This window comes from Paenibacillus sp. M-152, from assembly GCF_003856555.1.
Classification (GTDB): domain Bacteria; phylum Bacillota; class Bacilli; order Paenibacillales; family Paenibacillaceae; genus Paenibacillus; species Paenibacillus polymyxa_C.
This window is the reverse complement of sequence record NZ_CP034141.1, coordinates 1,325,444-1,348,412: the sequence shown is the minus strand read 5'-3', so window position 1 is coordinate 1,348,412 and position 22,969 is coordinate 1,325,444. Positions and strand designations below refer to the sequence as shown.

Below are 22,969 nucleotides of genomic sequence, written 5' to 3'. Positions count from 1 at the left end.
TCCACTAAATTTTATTTGTTCTCTATTTTTTCTTTAAATCCAAAGACCCACGTCAATGCAAATGCTACACCAAAACCGATTACACAAACTAAAGCATACAGAAAAATCTGATTATTCAGATACAATAACAAACCAGGTATAGCTGTAATCGACATGCCTGTTGCTTGAACATTAAAGATACGTGCGAAGAATCCTCCAACCGCTCCCCCAATCAAGCCCATCACGAATGGTTTGCCATATCGAATGTTCACCCCAAAAATAGCGGGTTCTGTAATGCCGAGCAGTGCAGACACGGCAGACGGGTAGGCAATAGATTTGGTTTTTAATCTTTTGGATTTCAAGCCGACAGCTAACGCCGCACCCGCTTGTGCACAAATAGATGCCGAACTGATCGGGTTAACCATATTCCAGCCGCCATCCACCAGCATCTGTATTTCGATCAGGTTCAACGCATGGTGCAGTCCGGTAACGACAATAATCTGATTAATGCCTCCATAAATAAATCCGCCAATGCCAAACGGCAACTTCAAAATAGCTGTAACTGCCGATAATATTAAAACCTCTACTTCATGGAAGATGGGACCAATCACGAACAAGCCCAGTACCAGTGTGAGCAATAATGTCAGAAACGGTGTCAAAATCAAGTCCAGTGCTTCGGGAACGGATTTCCTGATTCTCTTCTCCATCATCGCTCCCACGATCCCTATAATGAACGCCGGCAGAACTGAACCCTGATAGCCTGCGATTTTGATGAAGCCCAAAAATAAAAGAGGTTCCTTCACATGTTGAGCGACATCCCAGGATGTAGGTAAAGAAGGACTTACCAGCATGAGTCCGAGCAATATCCCCAAGATTGGCGACCCGCCAAATACTCTGAACGCTGACCAGCATACCAGCACAGGCAAAAAGGCAAACGCGGTATCGGTCAGTATTTGTGTAAATAATATGAAATTCGCAGAAATATCATCCGGTGTAAGTCCAAATAACTGAAGCAGTGCAGGCTGAGTTACCAAGCCCCTAACTCCCATAAACAATCCGGTAGCTACCAATGCTGGGATAATGGGAACAAATACATCTCCGAAAACCCGAATCATTCTTTTGAAAAAGTTGTCATCTTGTGTTGAGGCCTTCTCTTTCAGCTCTGCCTTTGATGTAGCAGATACGTTCTGGCCGACCATTGCTTCGTAAACCTTGTTCACGGTACCGGTTCCAAAAATAATTTGATATTGTCCGGAGGTAAAAAACACCCCTTTTGCCTTATCAATATTCTCAATAAATTCATCATCAATAATGTCCCTGTCTTTTACAATCAATCTCAACCGTGTAGCACAATGTGCCATAGAAATAATATTGTCTTCTCCGCCAAGCCCTTTAATGACATCCTGGGCTATTTTAACGTATTCTTTCTCAAGACTCATCAGTCTTCTTCCTTTCCTCTGTTCCTCTTAGTTAGTCTGTACCTTTAAAACTTGGACTAATATGCTTCTTAAGAATAACATGACTGCGCTTTCAAACAGCGCGATTATTTTACTACATTAAGGTCAAATTTTGACCTTTTTATACCCTTGGCTATAAATAACTCTGAGAAATGGGCTTTTTACGGGAACAAAAAATGCACCTTAAGAATGGGCACTGGATAACTTCATGGTTTATCCGGTGTATTCCAAAGGTGCACCTTAAATTGTCCTATTTGGTTACTTCGTGACTTTTAACTGAACACTATTGGCTGTATAGACAACCTTCACTTTATAATTGCTTGGTAGACCTGCTGCTTCAATGGAAGAGAATGCCCCATTGCGTTTACCGTAGGTTAAAATGGTGGCACCACTAGCTGGTACATATTTGTTAGAAAAATTCAGGCGTAATTTCCCGTTAAGTTGGGCTGTTCCCTTAATTTTAAGTACGTCATTTTTACTGCCTAGGTTGAGTTCAAGTTTTCCCTTGGCAGTTTGTTTGTAATTCCCGCCAACAATCAGCTTTCCAGAATTGTTTTTAAGAAGAGTTCCCCCGTTATTCGTAACTGCACCACTTCCGAAAGCTGCCTCCGAATTACCTTCGAGTATGCCTTGATCGATCTGTGTACCGCCGGAATACGTATTGCCGCCCATAAGCTTCAACGTACCTGTTCCCTTTTTAGTCAGCATTCCAACACCGGAAATATTGTTGCGCCAGCGATCCAATGCATTGAAACCGCCTTTGGAAGCATCCATATTCACCGTAACATGATTGACAAAAGCACCGTAGCCATCCGCAGCGGAAAACAGGTTTAATCGTCCCCATCCCTCAGCATCATCCAGCACAGGATAGCCGGAAGGAATCCCCGTGGTAGCCAATACCCAACGGCGTTGTGTGCTGTCAAGGTAAGGTAGGCGTGTTTCTAATAATACCTCCGCTCCCTTAGGCACTGTCATTGGCTTCGTCGTTGGATTAATCGGGCTGAATCCGTACGTTAATCGTTGATTATAATTTTTCTTGTTTGTAGCATAGTTGCTGAAACGATCTGGGGCTGTACCTTTTTGGGACAGCAATTGTTTATGAGCATCCTGATAAGCTGCTTTCTTCAAGCTGCTATTGGCTGGATCAGACAGGATGGCAGCAGCCAGCGCTGTTGCCATGACACGCCCTCCCATAACATCAAGCGGGGAATGCATACCAGCAACAACACGATTATTGCCCAGCTCCGAAGCTCGTGTCAGCAATTCCTGATAACGCTCCGGCATGGCATAGGCCATAGCAATAGAACTGAGATACGCAGCATTGGTATGACCGCTTGGAAAGCCGCCATCATTAGTAGCATCAGATTTGAGCGCAGGGACCAGGCTCGGGACAACCACTGAATTATCGCTCCAGCGAAACGGACGAGGATAACTAAAGTAAGACTTAGCCGGGTTCGTCGTAGAGTATTCCCCGCGCAAGGTATTGACCAAATTCACGACGTTGCCGAGACTGGAGCTTGTATCCCCTGCGTTTGTTCCCTCATCTTCATATTTTTTAGTTGTAGCATCGGCCGGGACGTCGTTGATTGTTGTCGTGGCGCCTGCCTTCTTTCGATATACATCAGTGAGCGAACCCAGACCGTCGATTACACTGTAGCTCTGATTTCGACGATCATCCAAATAAGCCGCATCGGCCTCACTGGAAGTGCGACGGGCAGCGATATCAATTACCTTTTGAATATTAGCATCCAGTACACTGCTGTTTAATTTGGTGCCCGTGTCCCAGGTAGCACCGGGAGTCCAAAGCTTATTAAATTCAGAGAGCAGCCAGAGAGTCGGATTGGAGCTTTCCGTCTTATTAGCAGCACTATTATTTTTATAATGATCTACAAAATATCCCCATGACGCTTCTGTTGGAGTTACTGTCGTTGGCAGCGTGGCCGCACTCGCATAACTTCCACCTAGAGAACCTAGAAGTAAAGGTAAAGATAATAATGCAACTGATAGTGGTTTCCTTAGCAATTTCATTCTCAAATCAGATCCTCTCTTCTCTTGTGCTCTTCATACTATTTCTACGGAGCTATTGTCTATACAACAAGTTGTATGACATAAAAAATCATATCTTAAGTTTGTTAAATAAAGAGCTTAGTTTTGTTAAATTCTTCTTGCTTATTTATATGTAAAAGGAATATCAGCAACATTCAACATAGAAATAGTTTTATGGTGTTTGTAATACTTCCACCATGTTGATATGTCCTTATGATCAATATAGTTGGAGCAGTAGAGCATAAAATTTAATTAAGGTAGGTTGTCTTATGAACGAGGAAACTATTGCTTTCAAGTGTGGAGCGTGTCAACAGGTACCAGATAAACCCCTATTAGAAAACAAAGATTTTGAGATTGTAGCCATCGAAGATGCTATGGACTGGGCAGATTTCAAACATGATATTCCAGATCTAAATAGTGAGATATGGGAAAGAGCATTGAACCCCCCGGCAGAAGGTGACTTAAAAAAAGTACAAGTATATTTTCCTTTTCATATGTCCGTTGGAGAAACTTTTTGGACTTTATTCAGACCTGCTTATTCACATTTTAATGGTTGGGAAGAACAACCTGATGAGATCAACTTCTCTGCGTTTATTAAATGTAGATTTGAAGACATCATATCCAAAAATGAAAAAAGAGCTTGGATCCATGTCAGAGTGGAGCAAGTCCTTTTTTTGAAAAATGTATGTAATGAAATGCCACCCCGTGATGGAACAGGCTATCTGGATTCATTTCATATGTTTGGAGAGCCTCAGCTATTGCAATACAAGGATTGGATTCTTCTTGATGCAAACGCACAAAGTAATCTTGGGATTTGGGCATTAATCAAAAGAGTTAAGGATGATAACCATTTGGTGGCATATGGCGAATGGGAATTTCATTCCAATATAGTCTACTGTGGAAATGTAATAATCCCTGAAGACGAGTTGAACCCATTCATGCATGTTAGAGAGTAAAATGATAAGTAAAGGATATCTTATACAGATACAATGCACTCAGAGCAAGATAATCTATTGTGAATTAGAGGATCGAGTAATAAAGAGTATCCAGCAGAATGGGCAAGCAGCGATGAGTAAAGGGGGACTTTATCCCACTTTCAGCCATTTGCTGCAAACGGATTGCTTCCTATATCTTAAAATATACATACATATCCGGAGGTTGCCATGACTACTAAATCTGCTACAAAAAAAGAAACGGGCCAATCGCTCCCCCTCCCCGGGCCGCAAGCGAAAGGCACCGTTTTTGCGATTTTGATTGCAATCAGTTTCGTCCATCTGTTCAATGACTCGATTCAATCGGTCATTCCAGCGATCTTTCCGATCTTGAAGGAATCTATGAGCCTGAGCTACACGCAGATCGGCTGGATTTCATTCGCCATCAACTTTACAGCTTCAATTATGCAGCCTGTAATTGGCTTGTTTTCGGACAAACGGCCTACGCCCGCTATCCTTCCTATCGGTATGGGCTTTACGCTGACTGGCATGCTGCTGCTCGCCTATGCTGCCGATTATAAAGCGGTGCTAATCGCAGTCATCTTCGTGGGTCTAGGATCAGCTGCCTTTCACCCGGAAGGCTCGCGCGTATCCCATATGGCGGCAGGATCACGCCGTGGATTGGCACAATCCATTTTCCAGGTCGGCGGCAATGCAGGTCAATCGCTGGCACCGATGCTCACAAGCTGGATTTTTATCCCGTTGGGGCAGTTTGGCGCCATCTGGTTCACAGGCATTGCGGCAGCCGGAATTGTAGTGCAATCGTTCATTGCCCGCTGGTACGGTAACGTCCTGCGTACAGAAGGCATTGCACGCAAAAAAACGGCGACACGCCGCATGAAACCCGAAGTGCGCAGCCGTATTATGTTTGCCATGATTGTCCTCATTCTGCTGGTATTTGTTCGTTCGTGGTATTCGACCTCGGTCGGCAGTTACTATTCGTTTTACCTGATGGAAGTATTTAAAATGCCATTGGCTGACGCACAGCTGTACATTTTCCTGTTCCTCGGAGCTGGAGCGCTGGGCACCTTTTTTGGCGGCCCGCTGGCAGACCGTTTTGGTAAACGCAATATGATTTTTCTGTCCATGGTATTAGCTGCACCGCTGGCGCTGCTATTGCCTTATGCCAACCAATTCTGGACGGCGATCCTGCTGGCGATTATCGGATTTATTATGTTGTCCAGCTTTTCGGTCACAGTCGTATATGCACAGATGCTCGTGCCTGGCAAAATCGGGACGGTGTCCGGTCTCATTACAGGCCTGGCTTTTGGTCTGGGCGGTGTGGGCGCACTCGTGCTCGGCAATTGGATCGACAAAGTAGGCATCACCAACATCATGTTCCTGTGTGGCTTTTTGCCACTGCTCGGCATTTTAACCTTCTTACTTCCTACAGACAAAACCCTGAATCGCTGGGCGGAAGAAAATGGAGCCGAAGTGTAACAGGCAACCGTGTGGCGGCCATCATTGGCCGCTGCACACCTTCATAAACAACTAACTCAAGCTCCATTCCTCATTTCTACCCCACTCTTCATCTCTCCTCTATTCCTTACTTCTACTCCAACCCATTCTCTACTTCTGCTAAACGCTTTAAAATACGACGCTTCCGATACAGCATTTTCCCCGCTTCAGCTACGTCACTAATCGCACTTCGATTGGCAATGGAGCCAAACAAAATGCCTGCAATTGGGACCATTTGCAGCAGCTTTTTCCATCCAAACTGATCGCGATAGGTGTTAATGACCTCTTTCCATCCCTGCATCTGGGAAAAAACCTGTGCCTGACGTGAAGGATCATCGAACAAGGCCAGTTCCTCTAATACAGCCTTTTTACCCACAATATCGGATGAAGCAAATTGCATACATTTAATAATAAAAATGCGTTCCTGCTTATCATGGGGGTTAAAGCCATAGCACAAAGCGATTTCCTGAAGCACCTTGAGTGACAAGCCGAGCAAAATAGGGATATCCGCCGCAATCGTAAACACTCCGCCAATTCCCGTGGTTGCTCCTTGAGCGGTGGCAAAGGTAATGCGTCCCGACGTCATATCGTCCGCAGTCTGATCCATGATCGTTAGTGGGAGCTCTGTCGCCTGCTTCAAATCCCACGTGGATTCCTCACTATGCTCCGCATCTGCATTTTCCCCGGCACGGAGCTGATCCTCCGGATCCGAGACGAAATCTGCACCATTTTGCTGAATCATATATTCACGGGCCTTCTTGTTCAGCTTGCTCAGAACTATTTCTTCTTTCACCAAATATTTGCCGCCATTCTGAATGAAGCTGCCCATCTCATTAAGCAGTTGCTCCAGCTTGTCTTTAATGATTTTGGGCGTCAGCCGATCCAGTAGCATAAAGGGCCATCTACCGATTTTTTCCCAGAAAAAAATATCCTTCTGCTCCTTCTCCCACTTCTCAATATGCTTCAGCTCTTGGTGCAATACATCCTGACTTTCCCGATATTCTATAAGCGGCTTCATAAGCGTAGATGTCTCCTTTTGACTATGCTAGTTTATGTATGGATAATACGTAAGTAAGACGAGTTCAGGTTTCTTTTTTTAGTAAACGAGATTGATATAGTAGATTAAAATTTGTCCAGATCGGAGTGTAATGATGAATAATATAGAGCTTGTCCCTTACCATTGTGAGCATGATGCTATTTTACATACCTTTTATTTGCCTGAGGAGCAGAAGCAATTTACTGGAATGCCAGCTGAAATGCTGGCACTAGCCAAGGAAGACCCACACCGCCATCCTGTTGTCATTACGGCTACTGGAAGGCCGGTTGGATTTTTCATTTTATACGATGGAGATGAATTAGCAGACTATACGAATACTTCTGAGGCACTGTTGCTACGTGCGTTTTCTATTCATTATGCAGATCAAGGACAAGGGTTCGCTAAACAAGGACTGCTTCTGCTACCACAGTTTATCTCTAGACACTTTCCACATATTTGCGAGATTGTACTGGGCGTCAATGCCCGTAATCATGCTGCCCAAAATCTGTATCTCAAATGCGGCTTTATCAATGAAGGTAACACTAAAATGGGACAACACGGCTTACAGCATATTTTTAAAATGAGCGTATAACGCTGACTTCAATTGCCCTCGTAAACAAAAGCTTTCGGCACAAACGCCGAAAGCTTTTATTATTAAATTACGCCAATGGAAAAGCTCAATTTGTAGTTACCAAACTTCGTAAGTTCATCCAGCATGGTATTTAACTCTGACTGTGATGACATGCGAACCCGCATCCAATAACAGCCCTCCCCACTTACCCGATGGATTTCGACAATAGAGGGATGCTCCCGTGCAAAAGTCTGAAAAGCACTGTGAGTCGTTCCTGAATTCAGAAAAACCGTAATAAAGGCATGAATCGTCTGCCCAATTTTCTCAGGGTTCCAACGCAGTGTATAGCCTTCAATAATACCTGCATCCTGCATTTTTCGAACACGTGCCCCTACTGCTTGGCCTGTCAAATGAACAAGCTGACCAATCTCCTTGTGCGTTAAAGAGCTGTCTTCAATTAAATGATGAAGAATGCGCAGGTCGGTCTCATCAGGTACGAATAGTTCCATAGTTATTTTTCCTTTCATGATGAAACGAGAATGCTGGTTTTCCTTTCAGCAGGCCGTAGCCTGCATGTTCTTGCGTCAGATATGATTGTAGCAGAAACAAAGAACGGCCGAAAATACATTCGGTCAAAAAACATTTACGATCAAAGGAGCTTCTATATATGAAAATCACACTAATCCGCAACGCAACCTTATGGATCGAATACGCTGGAGTAAAATTTCTGATTGATCCGATGCTGAGTGATGCTGGCCTAAATCCACCAGTTCCCAATACGGAAAACACTCTCCGCAATCCGCTGGTTCCCTTGCCACCACAATGGCAGACGCTTGGACAGCCTGACGTGGTCATCGTCACGCATTTGCATCCAGACCATTGGGACCCGGCGGCAGTACGCTGGCTGGACAAACAAATTCCTGTCTTCTGCCAGCCCGGAAATGAAGAACAAATCATGGCTGACGGTTTTACACAGGTTACTCCGATTTCGGTGGCTGGCTCAGTCGGGAAAATCGAGATTACCCGTACAACCGGGCATCACGGTACCGGAGAAATCGGGGAACAGATGGGACCCGTATCTGGCTTTGTATTTCAGGCTCCAGGTGAGCCTGTCGTCTATGTGGCCGGGGATACCATTTGGTGCAGTGAAGTTGCGGAGGCACTGGATAAATTCCGCCCTGACTGGACGATCGTGAACGCTGGAGGAGCGCGGTTTACGGTGGGTGATCCCATTATTATGACTGCCCAAGATGTAACGGCTGTTGCACAGCATGCCCCTTACACACAAGTCGTTGCTGTCCATATGGAAGCAATCAACCATTGTGTACTGACTCGCTCCGAGCTTACGGAACATATCAATCGTGAAGGTCTGGAGAAGCGTGTCCATATTCCGGCAGATGGAGCAACGATTTCGGCATAAGGTGATAACTCCCGATTCACCGTTTGCGCCCATTTCGAATATATTGGATTTCAAAACGCCTAAAAGAAGGGATTATTAAATGAATTGGCAATATCAACATCCTTATTATGGTACAGAAACCCAATGTAAAGAAGTTCCGATTGCTTTTCCTCCCCAGCATCAATATAGACAGCCGGGGTTGGAATACCTGGTGGTTCCACGCCCTATATTTGATAATCCAAAGTATATCGGCACGGGAAAGCTTCAGGATCGGGTGGCTATTATTAGCGGCGGGGACAGCGGCATTGGTCGCGCGGTTGCAGTGGCTTTTGCCAAGGAAGGAGCCGATGTGGTCATTGCCTATCTCGATGAGCATCGAGATGCTATGGAAACCCGTGATGTCATTCACAGGCTTGGCCGACGTTGTTTGTTAATTCCGGGTGATCTAAGGCTAAGAAGCAACTGCTGTCTGGTTGTTCAAAAAACGATGGAAACCTTCGGTCGTATTGATATCCTCATTAACAATATGGGTGTTCAGTTTGTGCGCGAATCGTATCTGGATATCAGTGAACAGCAGCTTCGTGATACGTTTGACACGAATATTATTTCGTTCTTCCATATGACTACAGAAGCATTGCCGTATATGCGGGCTGGGGCCAGCATCGTCAATACGGCATCGGTTACAGCCTATGTTGGACAAAAGAACCTGATTGACTATTCAGCTACCAAAGGAGCCATTGTCAGCTTCACGCGTGCTTTGGCTAATAATCTGGTCGATCAAGGTATTCGCGTGAATGCCATTGCTCCCGGTCCGATCTGGACTCCGCTGAATCCGGCCACACAGTCGCCTGAAGTCATTCGTACCTTTGGCAGCAATACACCAATGAAGCGTGCCGGGCAGCCTTATGAATTGGCTCCTGCCTATGTGCTGCTGGCTTCGGATGACGGCTCCTACATTACGGGCCAAACGCTGCATGTGAATGGCGGACAAATGGTGACGACTTAGTTGGGTTGGCTGATAGCCATAAGGCCTAACATACAAGCAAACCTCCAGCATCCACAAGTTAAGTGGGACTGGAGGTTTGTTTATTTTACAATATTGAATATGATCTTAGACTGATCTTTTGTTTTTGTTGTAAATATCGAAGGCAACCGCCAGCAGCAGTACCAAGCCCTTGATGCCTTGCTGCCAGTCAATACCGAGGCCGATCAGAGACATACCGTTATTCAGTACGCCCATAACCAAACCACCGATAATGGCTCCAAAAACCGTGCCGATCCCGCCTGACGCCGAAGCTCCACCAATAAAGCAAGCTGCGATGGCATCCAGCTCAAAGTTCGTACCCGCTCTCGGCGTAGCCGCGTTCAGACGTGCAGCAAAGATGAGACCGGAAATGGCAGCCAGTACACCCATGTTGACAAATACCCAGAATGTTACTTTTTTCGTTTTAACACCGGACAGGCCCGCTGCCTTTTCATTTCCACCCAATGCATACACATGACGACCCATAATCGTACGGTTCATGACAAAGGAGTATACCACGATCAGGATGAACAGCAGGACAAGAATGTTCGGTATCCCCGCATAGCTCGCGAGCATGAAGGTGAACAGATTAATCACAGCAGCCACTACGATCAATTTGAGTACAAATAACGCCTGTGGTGGAACCTCAAATCCATATTTAAGCTGAGAACGGCGTTCACGAAGTTCATTCACAATAAACCATACCGTAAGAGCAATGCCGACAATGATGGATACTAGGTTATAACCGGTAGCTGAAAAATCCGGCAGGAAACCTGAACTGATTTTCTGAAATCCTCCCGGGAAAGGAGAGATCGACTGGCCTTCCAACACGATCATTGTTAATCCGCGGAAGAGCAGCATCCCCGCCAAGGTCACGATAAATGCCGGAATCCGTACATAAGCGACCCAGAACCCTTGCCATGCCCCAATTAACGCTCCGACCAGCAAAGCTGCAATTACAGCGATCCACGCTGGAAGCTGCCAATCGACCATCATAATGGCGGCAACCGCACCGACAAAAGCGGCTATGGAGCCGACGGACAAGTCAATATGCCCAGTGATGATAACCAGCACCATCCCGATGGCCAGCACGAGAATGTAGCTGTTTTGCAGAATCAGATTGGTAATATTAATCGGCTTCAACAGCAAGCCGCCTGTCAGCACCTCGAACAAGATCATAATGACGACCAGCGCAATCATCATTCCATATTGGCGGATGTTATTTTTAAATAGTTTAGTTATGGTTTCCATGCTTCACGCCTCCTGACTTGGTCATATATCTCATCAACGTTTCCTGCGATGCGTCCTCACGGCTAACCTCTCCGGTGATCCGCCCGGCATTCATGACATAAATCCGGTCACACAAGCCTAGTACCTCTGGCAGCTCAGACGAAATGACCAGCACACCCTTACCCTCAGCGGCAAGTCGATGAATGATCGTGTAGATTTCATATTTAGCACCCACATCTATGCCGCGCGTCGGTTCATCTAGAATCAGAATATCCGGTCCGGCAAAAATCCATTTGCTCAGTACTACCTTCTGCTGATTACCGCCACTCAGATTACCGGTTTTCTGTAAAATGCTCGGCGCTTTGATGTTCATGCTTTTTTTCATTTCCTCTGCAACGACGACTTCCTCCTGCTCATTGACCACAGCGCCTTTCGTCAGCTTGCTCAGACCGGTCAACGAAATATTGCGCTTGATATCATCCATTAAAATGAGGCCATACTCCTTGCGATCCTCCGTCACATAGGCAAAACCGTTGTTAATCGCGTCCGTAACCGTGTTGTTCTGGATCGGCTTACCGTCCTTAATCAGTTGACCCGAGATATTGCGTCCGTATGACTTGCCAAAGATACTCATCGCCAGCTCGGTCCGTCCTGCTCCCATCAGCCCGGCAATACCGACAATTTCACCGCTGCGAATATTCAGATTCACCTGATCCAGCACCTTGCGGTCTGCATGATGCTCGTGATACACCGTCCAGTCCTTCACTTCCAACACAACTTTGCCAATCTTGGCATGACGCTCTGGATAACGGCTGGTCAAATCGCGTCCAACCATCCCGCTAATGATCCGATCCTCTGTGACCTCATCCTTTTTCATATCCAGCGTCTCAATCGTCTTCCCATCCCGCAAAATCGTAATCGAATCCGACACCTTTGCGACCTCATTCAGCTTGTGGGAGATGAGAATGCAGGAAATGCCCTGTTTTTTAAACTCCAGCATCAAATTAAGCAGATTTTCACTATCATCCTCATTCAATGCCGCTGTTGGTTCATCCAGAATAAGCAGCTTTACCTTTTTAGAGAGCGCTTTCGCAATTTCGACCAGCTGTTGCTTGCCGACCCCGATGTTCGTAACCAATGTATTGGGATTTTCACTCAAACCGACCTTAGACAGCAGATCGCGTGTCCCCACAAAAGTCTCTTTCCAATCAATCACGCCGCCGCTAGCGCGCTCGTTGCCCAGATAAATATTTTCCGCAATCGAGAGATACGGGATCAATGCCAGCTCCTGATGGATAATGACGATGCCCAATTCCTCACTCTGCTTGATATCCTTGAACTCACACGTTTTGCCTTGGAAAATAATATCCCCTTCGTAGGTTCCATGCGGATATACACCGCTCAGTACCTTCATTAGCGTCGACTTGCCCGCACCGTTCTCGCCGCACAGCGAGTGAATCTCGCCTTCCTTGACCTTGAGATTTACATTTTCCAATGCCTTTACGCCAGGAAAGGTTTTGGTAATTCCCTTCATTTCCAAAATGATTCCAGTCATGGGATACGCTCCTTTCGGTTGGATTCTTACTCTTATTTGAGACCAATTTGCTCTTTGGTGTAATAGTGACTGCCGACAATATCCTTCTCCACATTCGTCCGATCCACCGAGATCGGATCAAGCAAGTACGCAGGAATTACCTTTTTACCGTTGTTATAGGATTTAACGTCATTCACTTCCGCTTGCTTGCCCTGTAAAATGCTGTTGGCCATCACGACCGTTTGCTCAGCCAGCTTGCGGGTGTCCTTAAATATGGTTTGGGTCTGCTCACCAGCTACAATAGATTTAATTGAAGCCAGTTCTGCATCCTGTCCCGTGATGATCGGCAGTGGCTTATTCGCAGATCCATATCCGACCCCTTTGAGGGATGAAATGATACCGATGCTAATGCCGTCATACGGGGAGAGCACCGCGTCCAGATTGGCCCCTGAATAGTAGGCACTCAGCAGATTATCCATCCGCGACTGTGCTAAAGCTCCGTCCCATCGCAGCGTAGCGATCTGTGCCATCGTCATCTGCTTGCTGCGCACAACCAGCTTGCCGGAATCAATGTATGGTTTAAGTACGGACATCGCACCATTAAAGAAGAAGTATGCGTTATTATCATCCGGTGATCCGCCGAACAGCTCGATATTGAAAGGGCCCTTGCCTTCTTTGAGGCCCAGCTTCTTCTCAATATATGCCGCCTGTAACACGCCCACCTTGAAGTTATCAAAAGTCGCATAATACGTCAGATACGGTGTGTTGCGAATCAGACGGTCGTAAGAAATGACTTGAATCCCTTGGTCGTGTGCCTTCTGAATTACATCCGTCAGCGTGTTCCCATCGACCGAAGCGATGACCATAACATTGACGCCCTTGGTGATCATATTTTCGATTTGGGAAATTTGATTTTCCACCACGTCCTCGGCATACTGTAAATCCGTTTTATAGCCTTGCTCCTGAAACAACCGAACCATATTCTCCCCGTCCCCTACCCAACGCTCGGACGATTTGGTCGGCATGGAAATACCCACATAGCCTTTTTCCTTGCTGCCCGTTCCACTCTCCGCCAGATTGCAGGCCGAAAGCATCAGGGCCAAAATCAGAAGCCAAACGACAACAGCTCCTTTTTTCATATGAAGTTCCCCTTTCCTCATGTGATGCAGGTCATTTGAAGGTAAGGATTTTGTAAAATCCTCAGGTCAGTGCTAATTAGACTAGAAGTTAGATAGCGCTTACATAAGTGAGGCAATGAGCACCTCTCCTTTTTTATGTGCAAACACATGGTATCATTCCAGGCCGGGAAAGGTCTTTGCAGGTTTTGAACTTTTTTTATAAAATTTTAACCTTTGTGTGGGGGAAGGTATTACTTTAATAAAAAACAATGAGGGGCAATGGAGGGTAGTTGCAATTGATTGAAAAGCTATTTTAGATGCGGAGCTAACAGCTTTACCCCGAAGGCATGTTGTATTCCAGCTATAAGCTCATCCGCTAAGTTATCCGAATGAGCTTGACGTTAAACTTCATCGACATCAATTAAGAATACCCGCTCCTGGAATCCGCCTCGGGCCTCGGCTTTGTCCGCCCGCAGCTTGTCCAGCTCGGGTACATTCGCTCCATGTACTTCTGCCAGCGCTCGGATGACTTCCAGCATGTCCGCCAGTTCTTCCAGCGCATCCTGATCTTTGTCCGTTGCAAAATATTCCTCAGTCTCTTCACGAAGTTTCGTTCGCAGCTCCTGCTTATACTCCTCTAGGTTTAAAATGCGTGTCCGACATTCCTTCCCCTGAGATATAATGATATGCGGAATCCGGTCTCGCACCAGCTTGTTGTATGTAGGCATATCAAATAACACCCTTTCTGATGTGGAGGTTAAAAAATTTAACAATTTAATGTAACGGAGTTTCTTTAAAAATAGACGGATACCGCTTCGATGGATTCGTTATAATACGCCGTGATAGACGCTCTAGAATAGAGTCTGTCTTATAAAGCAACATGTCAACTTCCTCCTGCCTCATCGTCTCCTTGGATGCTTCCTCCTCTCCGGAAACCAGATAATGCACAGTACCCATAAACAGCACTATATCTAAACACGGCTCCGCATCCGAGCGAATTAGCCTGAGCAGATCGTTCATGGATAGGCTGATGGATAAAGGTATGATTTGATTTCGATGTACATATATGGCCTTCGCCATAGAAAACATGGCACGATCACAAAGAATGAGGCAGTTTAGCCATTGATTATGGTCACGCATCATCTGGGCAAGCTGCATTTGGTATTGGGCAAGCTTTTGAAAATCCAGCATGCAATTCAATATGTGGGTATCGCTATACTTAGGCAATTTGAAATCAGCTTCACTATGTAGTTGGTTGCTTAAGGAGTAATGTTTCATGGGGGAATCAACTCCTGAATTAAAATTTCACAAACAGTGTGAGCAACGTAGCATATCATTGGACCACTAAAATGTATAATTTTCTAGCTATCGGACAAGCTTCATATTGAATATTACTATATAGTAGTTTTTAATTCAATTTACTTACTAACGCATATTAATTAGATGTAACTCTTTCTCTACACTTCTAACTATAGAGAGGTGTAAACATGTCAGAACTTTTAGAATTAGTCGGTACACGTATTCGAGATATTCGAAAGTCTAAAGGGCTTTCCCAAGAAGCTTTAGCCGAACAAGCAGGATTCAATTCGAGTTACATTGGTTTCATTGAGCGCGCGGAGAGAAATATATCTTTGAAAAATCTGGAGAAAATAGCAAAGGCATTGAACGTGAGCGTCTATCAGTTACTTACATATGTGAAGGAAAATGATGAGCTTACCGAAGAAGATTCGAGTATAAAAGCCATTTTGTCTCTCCTAAGAACTCGTGAATCCAAAGATACTGAACTGGCCTTAAAGATTCTTACGGACATCTTTATGAGAATCGATGAACGATGAAGCAAAAAAAAAGGAACTGCGCTTTGCAGTTCCCCACCATCTCTATTCCTTACGATAACGCCAGCATCGCTTTCATATCTTCTTCTGCAGTCGTAATGAGCTTCAAGCCAAACATCTCCACCAGTACATCCAGTACACCAGAAGAAATAAACTCAGGCGGCTTCGGCCCAATGCGAATATCCTGAATGCCGAGGCTGAACAAGCCTAGCAGGATGGCAACCGCTTTTTGCTCAAACCAGGACAGCACGATGCTGACAGGCAGCTCGTTCACTGTACAGCCGAAAGCATCTGCTAATGCCAGAGCGATTTTCACAGTAGAACCTGAATTGTTGCATTGTCCCAAATCAATATAACGCGGAATGCCAGTATCTCCAACGGTGCCGTAGTCCACATCATTAAAGCGGAACTTACCACAAGACGTGGTCAAAATGACCGTGTCGTTCGGCAAGGATGTAGCCAGCTCGCGGTAATAGTTACCGCCTTTGCCTGGTGCGTCGCAGCCTGCGATGACGAAGAAACGGCGGATATGTCCATCTTTGACTGCCTGAATGATCTCAGGTGCCAGCCCGATAACTGTCTCATGATGGTATCCTGTCGTAAGCACCTGCTCAGAGTCTACATCTGCGGCTGGCAGAGCCAACGCGCGTTCAATCAGTGGAGAGAAATCGTCGTTCACAATTTTGGCAACACCCTCCAGCCCTGCTACTTCATACGAGAAGAAGCGGTCTGCATATGTGCCTTTAATCGGCATAACACAGTTCGTCGTGGCAAGAATCGCACCTGGGAATTCTTCGAACAATCTGCGTTGATCGTACCAGGCCTTGCCGATATTGCCCTTGAGATGTGCATATTTCTTCAACGCCGGATAACCGTGGGCAGGCAGCATCTCCGAGTGAGTGTAGATATTGATGCCCTTTCCTTCGGTCTGACGCAGTAATTCTTCCAGCGCGTACAAATTATGTCCGGTCACGACGATGCATTGGCCTTCGATTTTATTTTGGCTGACGGTAATCGGCTGTGGAATGCCAAAACGATCCGTATGCGCACGATCCAGCACATCCATGATCCGTACAGCTGCATTTCCGACCTTCATCGCCATCTCCAAATGCTCTTGTACATTAAAGTTAGAATTGGTTAAGGTCATATATAACGCTTCATGCGTAATCCGATCCACCTCTGGATCGCTATATCCCAACTGACGTGCATGTGTGGCATAGGCAGCAATCCCTTTTAATGCAAAAATCATTGTATCTTGCAAGCTCGCTACCGTCTCATTTTTCCCGCATACTCCGATGACTTTACACCCGCCACTCGGCGTCTGTTCACACTGATAACAAAACATATCGTTTTCCTCCAAATATTGATAGATATTTGTTCGTTATCTACAGCGTAACAAACCGCTAAACGTGCGGGTGTGATTACACACACACTTTTTAGTACAGATTATACTGAGACGGTGCAGGCACTTCGCAATCCAATCATTCCTATTCCGACGAATTTTCCTGAATTCCCCCGCCCTTACGGTACTGCACAGGGGACACGCCCATGGTCTTTTTAAAAGCAGTGCTAAAATAATGCTGACTGTCGTATCCCGTACGTTCTGCTATTTCAAGCACAGATAACGTCGTAGAGTCCAGTAGCTGCACTGCTTTGCGGATACGGGCACGCGTGACGAGGGTCACGAAGCTGTCGTTGAGCTCCTTTTTGAGCACACGGCTGAGATATACAGCCGATACCTGTAGCCGCGAGGCAAGAGCTTCCAGCGTCAGCTCGCGATCGGCATAACCTTCCTGAATAAGCTGCCGGGCCCGGCGCACGATGGGAGATAGCTGCGATTCACCGTACACCCGATCCCGGCTGATCCGATACGCATCGATTGCGCCTTCCAGCCCACCCGTGTTGGGCTCCACATGTGTGTGAACCGCTATATTCAGATAGCGGCCAATGGCCTGCTCTATGGAAGCGCCGATCGTCTCGGGTGCCTCCTGCCACAGGCATATGCCGATCAGCCCGTTTGCATCGCGGAACAACACATGCGATAGGTTCTCCAGCAATTCGCCAATAATATTTTCTGCGGCGAAAAGAAACAACTGGCGATCATTCTCGCGCATAATCGTCTGCCGCGCCTCTGCCGCTGGCCACCGTACCACACCGATCTGAGCAGGTGGCCGGGATGGAAGACGTAAAAACGTCAATTGCTCCATAACGTCCTTTCCCGTGTGCTGTCCTTCCAGCCATTCCAGGCAAAATCGCTGGCGCAGCAGCGGAATATTCCGTTCAATCTGCCCGGCGGCTTGTTCTACATAGGCGGCACGTTTGTACTCCTCGTCCAGTCGCTGACGAAGGCGCGACAACGCAGCGTGAAGCTGATTTGCATTTACCGGCTTCAGAATATAATCCTCTACGCCAAGTCGGACAGCCTCCTGCGCATAAGCAAACTCATCATGCCCGGAAATGATCAGGCAACGGCATTCCGGACGTTCTTCCCGCAGCCGCCGAATCAGTTCAATCCCATCCATGAACGGCATATTCATATCGACCAGCAAGATGTCGATGCTAAGCTGATCAACCAGCTCCAGCGCTTCTTCACCGTCCTCGGCCTCGGCTACAACCTCCATGCCCAGAGCTGCCCAGTCCAGGCAATCCCGAATCCCCTCACGAATGATCGGCTCATCATCTGCGATCAATACTTGATAACATTTGGCCGTGGCTATGCTTACTTCTGGTATGGCCTGGTCAATCAGACTCGCCGTTGTCGCGTTGTCTGTTCCCTTGAATTTCGTCATCCTGACCCTCTCCTCTGTCATAAGGCTTCTTCAGTTGCGCCATATCCAGCAGCAACGGATGAGTGATTGTAACGCAGGTACCTGTCCCTTCTTTACTGTCCAATGTAATTCCATATTCCTCGCCAAAAGACAATCGGATACGCGCTTGCACATTCAGCATGCCGTAACTTCTACCATTTGTACGAACTCCCTTTTGTTTCTGTCTTCCTTCCATCGCCTCCAGTGGTCTTTCCAGCCATTCACGCAGCTCACACAGACGTTCCGCCGTCATCCCTGCACCGTCGTCACGTACCGTCAGCAGCAGCTTGCCGTCCTCGGCTTTAGCTTCTACCCAAATTGTGCCTGGACCGCGTCTGGCCTTAATACCATGGTAAATCGCATTTTCCACTACAGGCTGAAGCATCAGCTTCAATACAAACAGATCCTTCAGCTCGTCGGGAACATTCAATTCCCAGCGAAGTCGATCACGATAACGGGTTTGCTGGATTTGCATATAGTTCGTGATATGCTCAACCTCAGAGCGCAGCGGAATAAAGTCATCCCCTTTGCTCAGTCCAAGGCGGAACAATTTCGATAACGCCCCCACCATGTCAGATACGTCGTCTGCTCCATTTTTCCGAGCCATCCAATGAATTGTATCTAGCGTATTGTATAGAAAATGCGGCTTAATATGCTCTTGGAGACTGCGCAGTTCGGCATCCCGTTTTTGCCGTTCCCTCAGTTCACTAAGCGACATGAGACGGCGGATCTGCTCCAGCATCCGGTTAAAGCTACGGCCCAGCATTCCGATTTCATCCCCGCGCTCACTCCACTGGCGAACCGTAAGATCCCCTGTCTCTGCCTTACGCATATAAGACATAAGCCGGAAAATCGGCTGCGCGATGGAACTGGACAATCGCAAGGATGCCGTTAAACCAAACAGACATACAATGAAAACAAAACAGACGACGTAGAACTGAATTTGCCGCACTTCCAGTGTAGATTCGCGTGCCGGGAATACTCCCACTGTTCTCCAGCCCGTGAACTCGGAAGCCTGATACATGAAGAGCAATTCCCTACCTCCGGCTTCACTGGTAAACATTCCGCTATCCTCTGTCCCGAACCATTGCGGCGGAATGCGCTCAATCAAAGGCATATCTGGCATATATACACTGCGTCCCTCAGCATCTGTCACCATGACATACCCGCTTTTGCCCAAGGTTACATCTCTGGCGGCTTGTGACACAGCCCGCAGCTTGAGATCGATCATAATCACACCCAGTACATGTCCTGTCTCTGGGTCCGTGACCGAGCGAACGACAGAGACAATTTCACTATCCTTATACCGGACATGAGTGGTCACATTACGGTGACTTGGCTGTCCCAGCACCGTGAATATACCTGCATGCTGCGCCGCCTGTGTGTACCAGTCTTCTTCCGTCAGGCTGCGCGTGCTTCGAGCATACATTTCATTGCTAATATAATCGCCTTTTTCGTTCACGATCAGAATCCCGGCAATTTCAGGATATAAGGTGGTAAACCCCTGCAAAAATTGCTTCATTTTATACAGCGTATCCTGCTCCTGTACGGAACTTACTGCCTGCTTGGAGCCGGGAGCCTGGTTTTGCAGAGGCTTCTGGGCTCGCTCCCCCTGATTTTCTGGCATTACACTACTCGTATGAACCGCGTGGCCATCGGCCAGCGTCCGCCCTTTCCAAAACTCGCCAATATCAGGATTAAAGGCAATCAGATACGTCATGTTCTGCAAATTTTCCATTTTGGTATCCAGTGCTTCGTTCACCTTGCCAATCAACTGCATCGTATGATTTTCCACCTGCCGCTCAATAATCCGTTCCACCGTCCAATTCACCAGCAGGCCTAGTCCCAGAGAAGGCACGATGCCAAACAACAAGAACAGCACCATGAGCTGATAACGTAAAGGCATATTACGCAAGCGAAGCCGTGGCATCATTTGGTGCAATCCTAAGTAGAAACGCTTCCAAAATTTATTTTGCATAATAATCATCTACATTCGCTCGGGTGACGACGGAAATCCCAGTATCTACCCGCACGGGCAGCGGAGTATTGTCTCCAGAGGAAGAAGGTGCAGGAATCGTCAAATGATGATGCAGATGGAACAGATATTGAAGTGACCAATAGCCCATATTCCATGTCCCTTGGGCAATTGTGGCCGAGATCGTCCCATCACGAATCATATCCAGTGTCGCTTTATTCGTATCAAAAGAAATAATCTTCAGCGGATGACTGCTTTTTTGGCTCAGTGCTGCCTCACCCACACCTGTTCCTCCGGTGGCTTCGGTCACAAAAATACCCGCCAGTTTCGGATAAGCTTTCATTAGCCTTTGCGATTCATCCCTAGACACCATCACGTCAGCACGACCATCTACCACTTCCACCACCTTCATGGCAGGATACTGCCGCTGAATGGTATCGCGAAAGCCGCGCGAGCGTTCCTCATGATTTTGCTGCCCAGGCAGTGTGAGAACAGCGACTTGGCCTTCACGTCCCAACAGCTCTGCCATTTTTTCCGCAGCGGTCACGCCTGCCTTATAATTATCTGTGCCCAAAAAAGTATATGCCCGGCTCCCCGGCGCTCCGGCGTCAAACAGCACTACAGGGATGTCGGCATCCAGTGCCTTATTAATGACCGGGATCAGGGAGTGGGGATCAATCGCTGATATGGCAATGCCTGCGGGTTTACGGGCAATCGCCTGCTCAATGACCGTCGTCTGCTCCTGTGCATCATACCGGGTAGCCCCCCGATACTCCACTGTCACCCCCAAGGCATCCCCAGCATCCTCGAAGCCCTTGAGCCCGCTTTTCCAATACTCCAAACCGGACTGGAACGTAATCATCATATACGTTTCTCCGATACTGCCTCGTAGCCCTTTTTCCTCCCAAGCTCCATTCAACCGCCCGGTTTGTTCATATCTGAACACATAGAGAGCAAAGGCTGCAATCAGCAGCATGTACACCAGCAGCGTTTTCTTCATCCTTCCTCTCCTCTTCCTGTGCGTATCCTTAAGTTATAAATTCACTTTAATTTATTCTGGTTTCACTTAGATTGTAAACGCAATCATATTAAATTGGAACTACTTCACTCTTCTTACTTTCAGGTGGCGTTAATCCTGCACTAATGTTTCTACGTTACAATACCTACAATTGTGCTAGGGAAAACATGTGCGAATCTTGAGGAAAAGGAGTGATATGGATGAGCAAGCCACGTATTGCGGAATGGACAGAACTACGGGGTCTTGCCTACCTCGCTGTCGTGCTTCAGCATTGCATTGGCGAATATATTTATCGCAGCGACATCCAACAGCCGGATTCCGTTATGCTCGCAATGCTGTACCATTTGACACGTTTTGGCACACCCACGTTCGTCTTCCTGTCTGCGGCGCTGCTATTTTATAATGGTAACAAACCGATTGGCTATTCCCGTTATATTGGCAGACGGTTTCTAGATATTTATGTTCCTTTTCTCTGCTGGACCATTGTTTATTGGGTATGTACTCAGAACTGGTCAACAGCGCAGTGGGGAAATATATCCTTTTACAAAGGCATGTTTGAAGAAATGATCATCCCCGTCAGCGGATATCATCTATGGTTTGTGGTCATGATCTTTCAGTTTTATATTTGGTTTCCTTTATTTGCAAAAGCAACCGAACGGATTCGGACGTTTCTACGTCGTTTTAGCACCAAAAGGCGCAAGCAGCTTGTTTTGGCTGTGATGCTGATTGCTGCTGCGGCTTATGCGTTGCTGTTACAATGGTCCTACTATGACATGTCTGCATGGAGCGCTTGGTTGCCATCCTTTGGACAGACCCTGTTAGATTACCGCACTTATAACTTTGTTATGTACTTTTTCTATTTTATGCTGGGCGCAGTATGCGCCTATATGACGGACACCTGGCGGGGATTGGCCCAACAGACGTTGCCGTGGAATGTATTTATCTTTATTGGTCTATTCATGCTCATGGGTCACACGATGCTGATCCAGTCTGGCGATACGATCAATCTCAATATTTCTACTTATCTGAAGCCAAGCACCTTCGTGCTGATTGTCTCGCAGTTGCTTTTGTTGTACGGACTGCTGCTTCATTTGCAAAAAGACCCGCGTACCGAGCCGTTTCGCCGTATGCTGAACTGGATTGGACGCTACTCCTTCGGAGGGTATCTGGTCCATGCACTCGTGCTGGCCTTCATATCCTATTACACTCGTCCGCTTGCACTGGGTGATCATCATTTTACAGCTACGCTCATTACGTTTGTCGTCGTGGCAAGTGTTTCTCTGGGCATCAGTTGGCTCTTTGCCCATCTGCCTGGCGGCAACTGGATTGTTGGTTCCAAAGGTAGACAGCGCTTGAACTGGCGACTTAATTTTCAGTTCCTCTCCTCCAAACGTGCTTCCAAAAGCACACAGGAGCTTGGCTAATCTTCTGCTTCAGAGTTCAATATGGGGGATTCGAACACCCTCAAGGACTTTCGCAGGGCTCACGTATTG

Annotated in this window: 20 protein-coding genes; 7 read left to right on the top strand and 13 right to left on the bottom strand. The window is 46.8% G+C overall.

Translation table 11 applies throughout. The features are described 5' to 3' along the window. Positions 1-11 precede the first annotated feature (11 nt). Positions 12-1,418 carry a sucrose-specific PTS transporter subunit IIBC gene (locus tag EGM68_RS05945; protein WP_064962421.1) on the bottom strand — a complete coding sequence of 469 codons (1,407 nt, stop codon included), beginning with the start codon at positions 1,416-1,418 and terminating at the stop codon, positions 12-14. 276 nt (positions 1,419-1,694) lie between these two features. Continuing rightward, entirely contained in the window at positions 1,695-3,464 is a 1,770-nt protein-coding gene (locus tag EGM68_RS05940; protein ID WP_129548820.1) for an acid phosphatase, read from the bottom strand. 287 nt (positions 3,465-3,751) lie between these two features. Here EGM68_RS05940 and EGM68_RS25640 point away from each other — a divergent pair, with 287 nt between their 5' ends. Both EGM68_RS25640 and EGM68_RS05925 read left to right on the top strand, forming a co-directional pair. Next, on the top strand, positions 3,752-4,438 hold the full coding sequence (locus EGM68_RS25640; RefSeq protein ID WP_165263991.1) for a hypothetical protein: 687 nt from the start codon (positions 3,752-3,754) through the stop codon (positions 4,436-4,438). A gap of 207 nt (positions 4,439-4,645) precedes the next feature. Continuing rightward, complete coding sequence (locus EGM68_RS05925) at positions 4,646-5,914, top strand: MFS transporter (protein ID WP_040101949.1); 1,269 nt, start codon at positions 4,646-4,648, stop codon at positions 5,912-5,914. 112 nt (positions 5,915-6,026) lie between these two features. Here the strand turns inward: EGM68_RS05925 and EGM68_RS05920 are convergent, their stop codons facing one another. Then, the gene (locus EGM68_RS05920) at positions 6,027-6,950 is read right to left on the bottom strand and encodes an EcsC family protein (RefSeq protein ID WP_129548819.1); all 924 of its coding nucleotides are present in this window, start codon (positions 6,948-6,950) and stop codon (positions 6,027-6,029) included. A 133-nt stretch (positions 6,951-7,083) separates the two neighbouring features. Here EGM68_RS05920 and EGM68_RS05915 point away from each other — a divergent pair, with 133 nt between their 5' ends. Continuing rightward, a complete protein-coding gene (locus EGM68_RS05915) occupies positions 7,084-7,560 on the top strand; it encodes a GNAT family N-acetyltransferase (RefSeq protein ID WP_090736460.1) in 477 nt (158 codons plus the stop codon). A gap of 62 nt (positions 7,561-7,622) precedes the next feature. On the opposite strand, the gene EGM68_RS05910 is transcribed toward EGM68_RS05915, so the two are convergent. Next, on the bottom strand, positions 7,623-8,048 hold the full coding sequence (locus tag EGM68_RS05910) for an Lrp/AsnC family transcriptional regulator (protein ID WP_025679449.1): 426 nt from the start codon (positions 8,046-8,048) through the stop codon (positions 7,623-7,625). 158 nt (positions 8,049-8,206) lie between these two features. Between EGM68_RS05910 and EGM68_RS05905 the strand changes: the two genes are divergently transcribed. Together EGM68_RS05905 and EGM68_RS05900 are read left to right on the top strand one after the other, a co-directional pair. Continuing rightward, entirely contained in the window at positions 8,207-8,959 is a 753-nt protein-coding gene (locus EGM68_RS05905; RefSeq protein ID WP_040101953.1) for an MBL fold metallo-hydrolase, read from the top strand. 79 nt (positions 8,960-9,038) lie between these two features. Further along, a complete protein-coding gene (locus tag EGM68_RS05900) occupies positions 9,039-9,944 on the top strand; it encodes a glucose 1-dehydrogenase (RefSeq protein ID WP_064962428.1) in 906 nt (301 codons plus the stop codon). A gap of 105 nt (positions 9,945-10,049) precedes the next feature. On the opposite strand, the gene mmsB is transcribed toward EGM68_RS05900, so the two are convergent. The 5 genes from mmsB to EGM68_RS05875 form a co-directional block, all read right to left on the bottom strand. Next, on the bottom strand, positions 10,050-11,213 hold the full coding sequence (gene mmsB, locus EGM68_RS05895; protein WP_013369743.1) for a multiple monosaccharide ABC transporter permease: 1,164 nt from the start codon (positions 11,211-11,213) through the stop codon (positions 10,050-10,052). Continuing rightward, a complete protein-coding gene (mmsA, locus tag EGM68_RS05890) occupies positions 11,197-12,747 on the bottom strand; it encodes a multiple monosaccharide ABC transporter ATP-binding protein (protein ID WP_025678894.1) in 1,551 nt (516 codons plus the stop codon). The genes mmsB and mmsA overlap by 17 nt, the downstream gene beginning before the upstream one ends. 32 nt (positions 12,748-12,779) lie before the next feature. Next, a complete protein-coding gene (gene chvE / locus EGM68_RS05885; RefSeq protein WP_025678893.1) occupies positions 12,780-13,865 on the bottom strand; it encodes a multiple monosaccharide ABC transporter substrate-binding protein in 1,086 nt (361 codons plus the stop codon). A 380-nt stretch (positions 13,866-14,245) separates the two neighbouring features. Next, positions 14,246-14,572, bottom strand: a complete 327-nt coding sequence (locus tag EGM68_RS05880) for a nucleoside triphosphate pyrophosphohydrolase (protein WP_129548818.1) — start codon at positions 14,570-14,572, stop codon at positions 14,246-14,248. Positions 14,573-14,618: 46 nt separating this feature from the next. Further along, positions 14,619-15,122: a hypothetical protein gene (locus EGM68_RS05875; protein ID WP_040101958.1), complete on the bottom strand. Its 504-nt coding sequence runs from the start codon at positions 15,120-15,122 to the stop codon at positions 14,619-14,621. Between the two features lie 209 nt (positions 15,123-15,331). On the opposite strand from EGM68_RS05875, the gene EGM68_RS05870 reads away from it, so the two are divergent. Then, the gene (locus EGM68_RS05870) at positions 15,332-15,679 is read left to right on the top strand and encodes a helix-turn-helix domain-containing protein (protein WP_040101959.1); all 348 of its coding nucleotides are present in this window, start codon (positions 15,332-15,334) and stop codon (positions 15,677-15,679) included. A 49-nt stretch (positions 15,680-15,728) separates the two neighbouring features. Here EGM68_RS05870 and hcp read toward each other — a convergent pair whose 3' ends face one another. The 4 genes from hcp to EGM68_RS05850 all read right to left on the bottom strand — a co-directional run bounded on the left by hcp (position 15,729) and on the right by EGM68_RS05850 (position 21,458). Next, positions 15,729-17,021 (bottom strand): hydroxylamine reductase, encoded by a 1,293-nt coding sequence (gene hcp / locus EGM68_RS05865; protein ID WP_063212429.1) that lies wholly within the window; start codon positions 17,019-17,021, stop codon positions 15,729-15,731. A gap of 142 nt (positions 17,022-17,163) precedes the next feature. After that, positions 17,164-18,465: a response regulator gene (locus tag EGM68_RS05860; RefSeq protein ID WP_129548817.1), complete on the bottom strand. Its 1,302-nt coding sequence runs from the start codon at positions 18,463-18,465 to the stop codon at positions 17,164-17,166. Continuing rightward, complete coding sequence (locus EGM68_RS05855) at positions 18,416-20,416, bottom strand: cache domain-containing sensor histidine kinase (RefSeq protein ID WP_129548816.1); 2,001 nt, start codon at positions 20,414-20,416, stop codon at positions 18,416-18,418. The genes EGM68_RS05860 and EGM68_RS05855 overlap by 50 nt, the downstream gene beginning before the upstream one ends. A gap of 34 nt (positions 20,417-20,450) precedes the next feature. Further along, entirely contained in the window at positions 20,451-21,458 is a 1,008-nt protein-coding gene (locus EGM68_RS05850) for a substrate-binding domain-containing protein (protein ID WP_013369733.1), read from the bottom strand. A 218-nt stretch (positions 21,459-21,676) separates the two neighbouring features. On the opposite strand from EGM68_RS05850, the gene EGM68_RS05845 reads away from it, so the two are divergent. Further along, a complete protein-coding gene (locus tag EGM68_RS05845) occupies positions 21,677-22,900 on the top strand; it encodes an acyltransferase (RefSeq protein WP_129548815.1) in 1,224 nt (407 codons plus the stop codon). The last annotated feature ends 69 nt before the right edge of the window (positions 22,901-22,969 follow it).

Excerpts from the sequence above, each read along its gene's own strand:
- EGM68_RS05945 (WP_064962421.1), bottom strand. The coding sequence starts at position 1,418 with ATGAGTCTTGAGAAAGAATACGTTAAAATAGCCCAGGATGTCATTAAA.
- EGM68_RS05940 (WP_129548820.1), bottom strand. The coding sequence starts at position 3,464 with ATGAAATTGCTAAGGAAACCACTATCAGTTGCATTATTATCTTTACCT.
- EGM68_RS25640 (WP_165263991.1), top strand. The coding sequence starts at position 3,752 with ATGAACGAGGAAACTATTGCTTTCAAGTGTGGAGCGTGTCAACAGGTA.
- EGM68_RS05925 (WP_040101949.1), top strand. The coding sequence starts at position 4,646 with ATGACTACTAAATCTGCTACAAAAAAAGAAACGGGCCAATCGCTCCCC.
- EGM68_RS05920 (WP_129548819.1), bottom strand. The coding sequence starts at position 6,950 with ATGAAGCCGCTTATAGAATATCGGGAAAGTCAGGATGTATTGCACCAA.
- EGM68_RS05915 (WP_090736460.1), top strand. The coding sequence starts at position 7,084 with ATGAATAATATAGAGCTTGTCCCTTACCATTGTGAGCATGATGCTATT.
- EGM68_RS05910 (WP_025679449.1), bottom strand. The coding sequence starts at position 8,048 with ATGGAACTATTCGTACCTGATGAGACCGACCTGCGCATTCTTCATCAT.
- EGM68_RS05905 (WP_040101953.1), top strand. The coding sequence starts at position 8,207 with ATGAAAATCACACTAATCCGCAACGCAACCTTATGGATCGAATACGCT.
- EGM68_RS05900 (WP_064962428.1), top strand. The coding sequence starts at position 9,039 with ATGAATTGGCAATATCAACATCCTTATTATGGTACAGAAACCCAATGT.
- mmsB (WP_013369743.1), bottom strand. The coding sequence starts at position 11,213 with ATGGAAACCATAACTAAACTATTTAAAAATAACATCCGCCAATATGGA.
- mmsA (WP_025678894.1), bottom strand. The coding sequence starts at position 12,747 with ATGACTGGAATCATTTTGGAAATGAAGGGAATTACCAAAACCTTTCCT.
- chvE (WP_025678893.1), bottom strand. The coding sequence starts at position 13,865 with ATGAAAAAAGGAGCTGTTGTCGTTTGGCTTCTGATTTTGGCCCTGATG.
- EGM68_RS05880 (WP_129548818.1), bottom strand. The coding sequence starts at position 14,572 with ATGCCTACATACAACAAGCTGGTGCGAGACCGGATTCCGCATATCATT.
- EGM68_RS05875 (WP_040101958.1), bottom strand. The coding sequence starts at position 15,122 with ATGAAACATTACTCCTTAAGCAACCAACTACATAGTGAAGCTGATTTC.
- EGM68_RS05870 (WP_040101959.1), top strand. The coding sequence starts at position 15,332 with ATGTCAGAACTTTTAGAATTAGTCGGTACACGTATTCGAGATATTCGA.
- hcp (WP_063212429.1), bottom strand. The coding sequence starts at position 17,021 with ATGTTTTGTTATCAGTGTGAACAGACGCCGAGTGGCGGGTGTAAAGTC.
- EGM68_RS05860 (WP_129548817.1), bottom strand. The coding sequence starts at position 18,465 with ATGACGAAATTCAAGGGAACAGACAACGCGACAACGGCGAGTCTGATT.
- EGM68_RS05855 (WP_129548816.1), bottom strand. The coding sequence starts at position 20,416 with ATGATGCCACGGCTTCGCTTGCGTAATATGCCTTTACGTTATCAGCTC.
- EGM68_RS05850 (WP_013369733.1), bottom strand. The coding sequence starts at position 21,458 with ATGAAGAAAACGCTGCTGGTGTACATGCTGCTGATTGCAGCCTTTGCT.
- EGM68_RS05845 (WP_129548815.1), top strand. The coding sequence starts at position 21,677 with ATGAGCAAGCCACGTATTGCGGAATGGACAGAACTACGGGGTCTTGCC.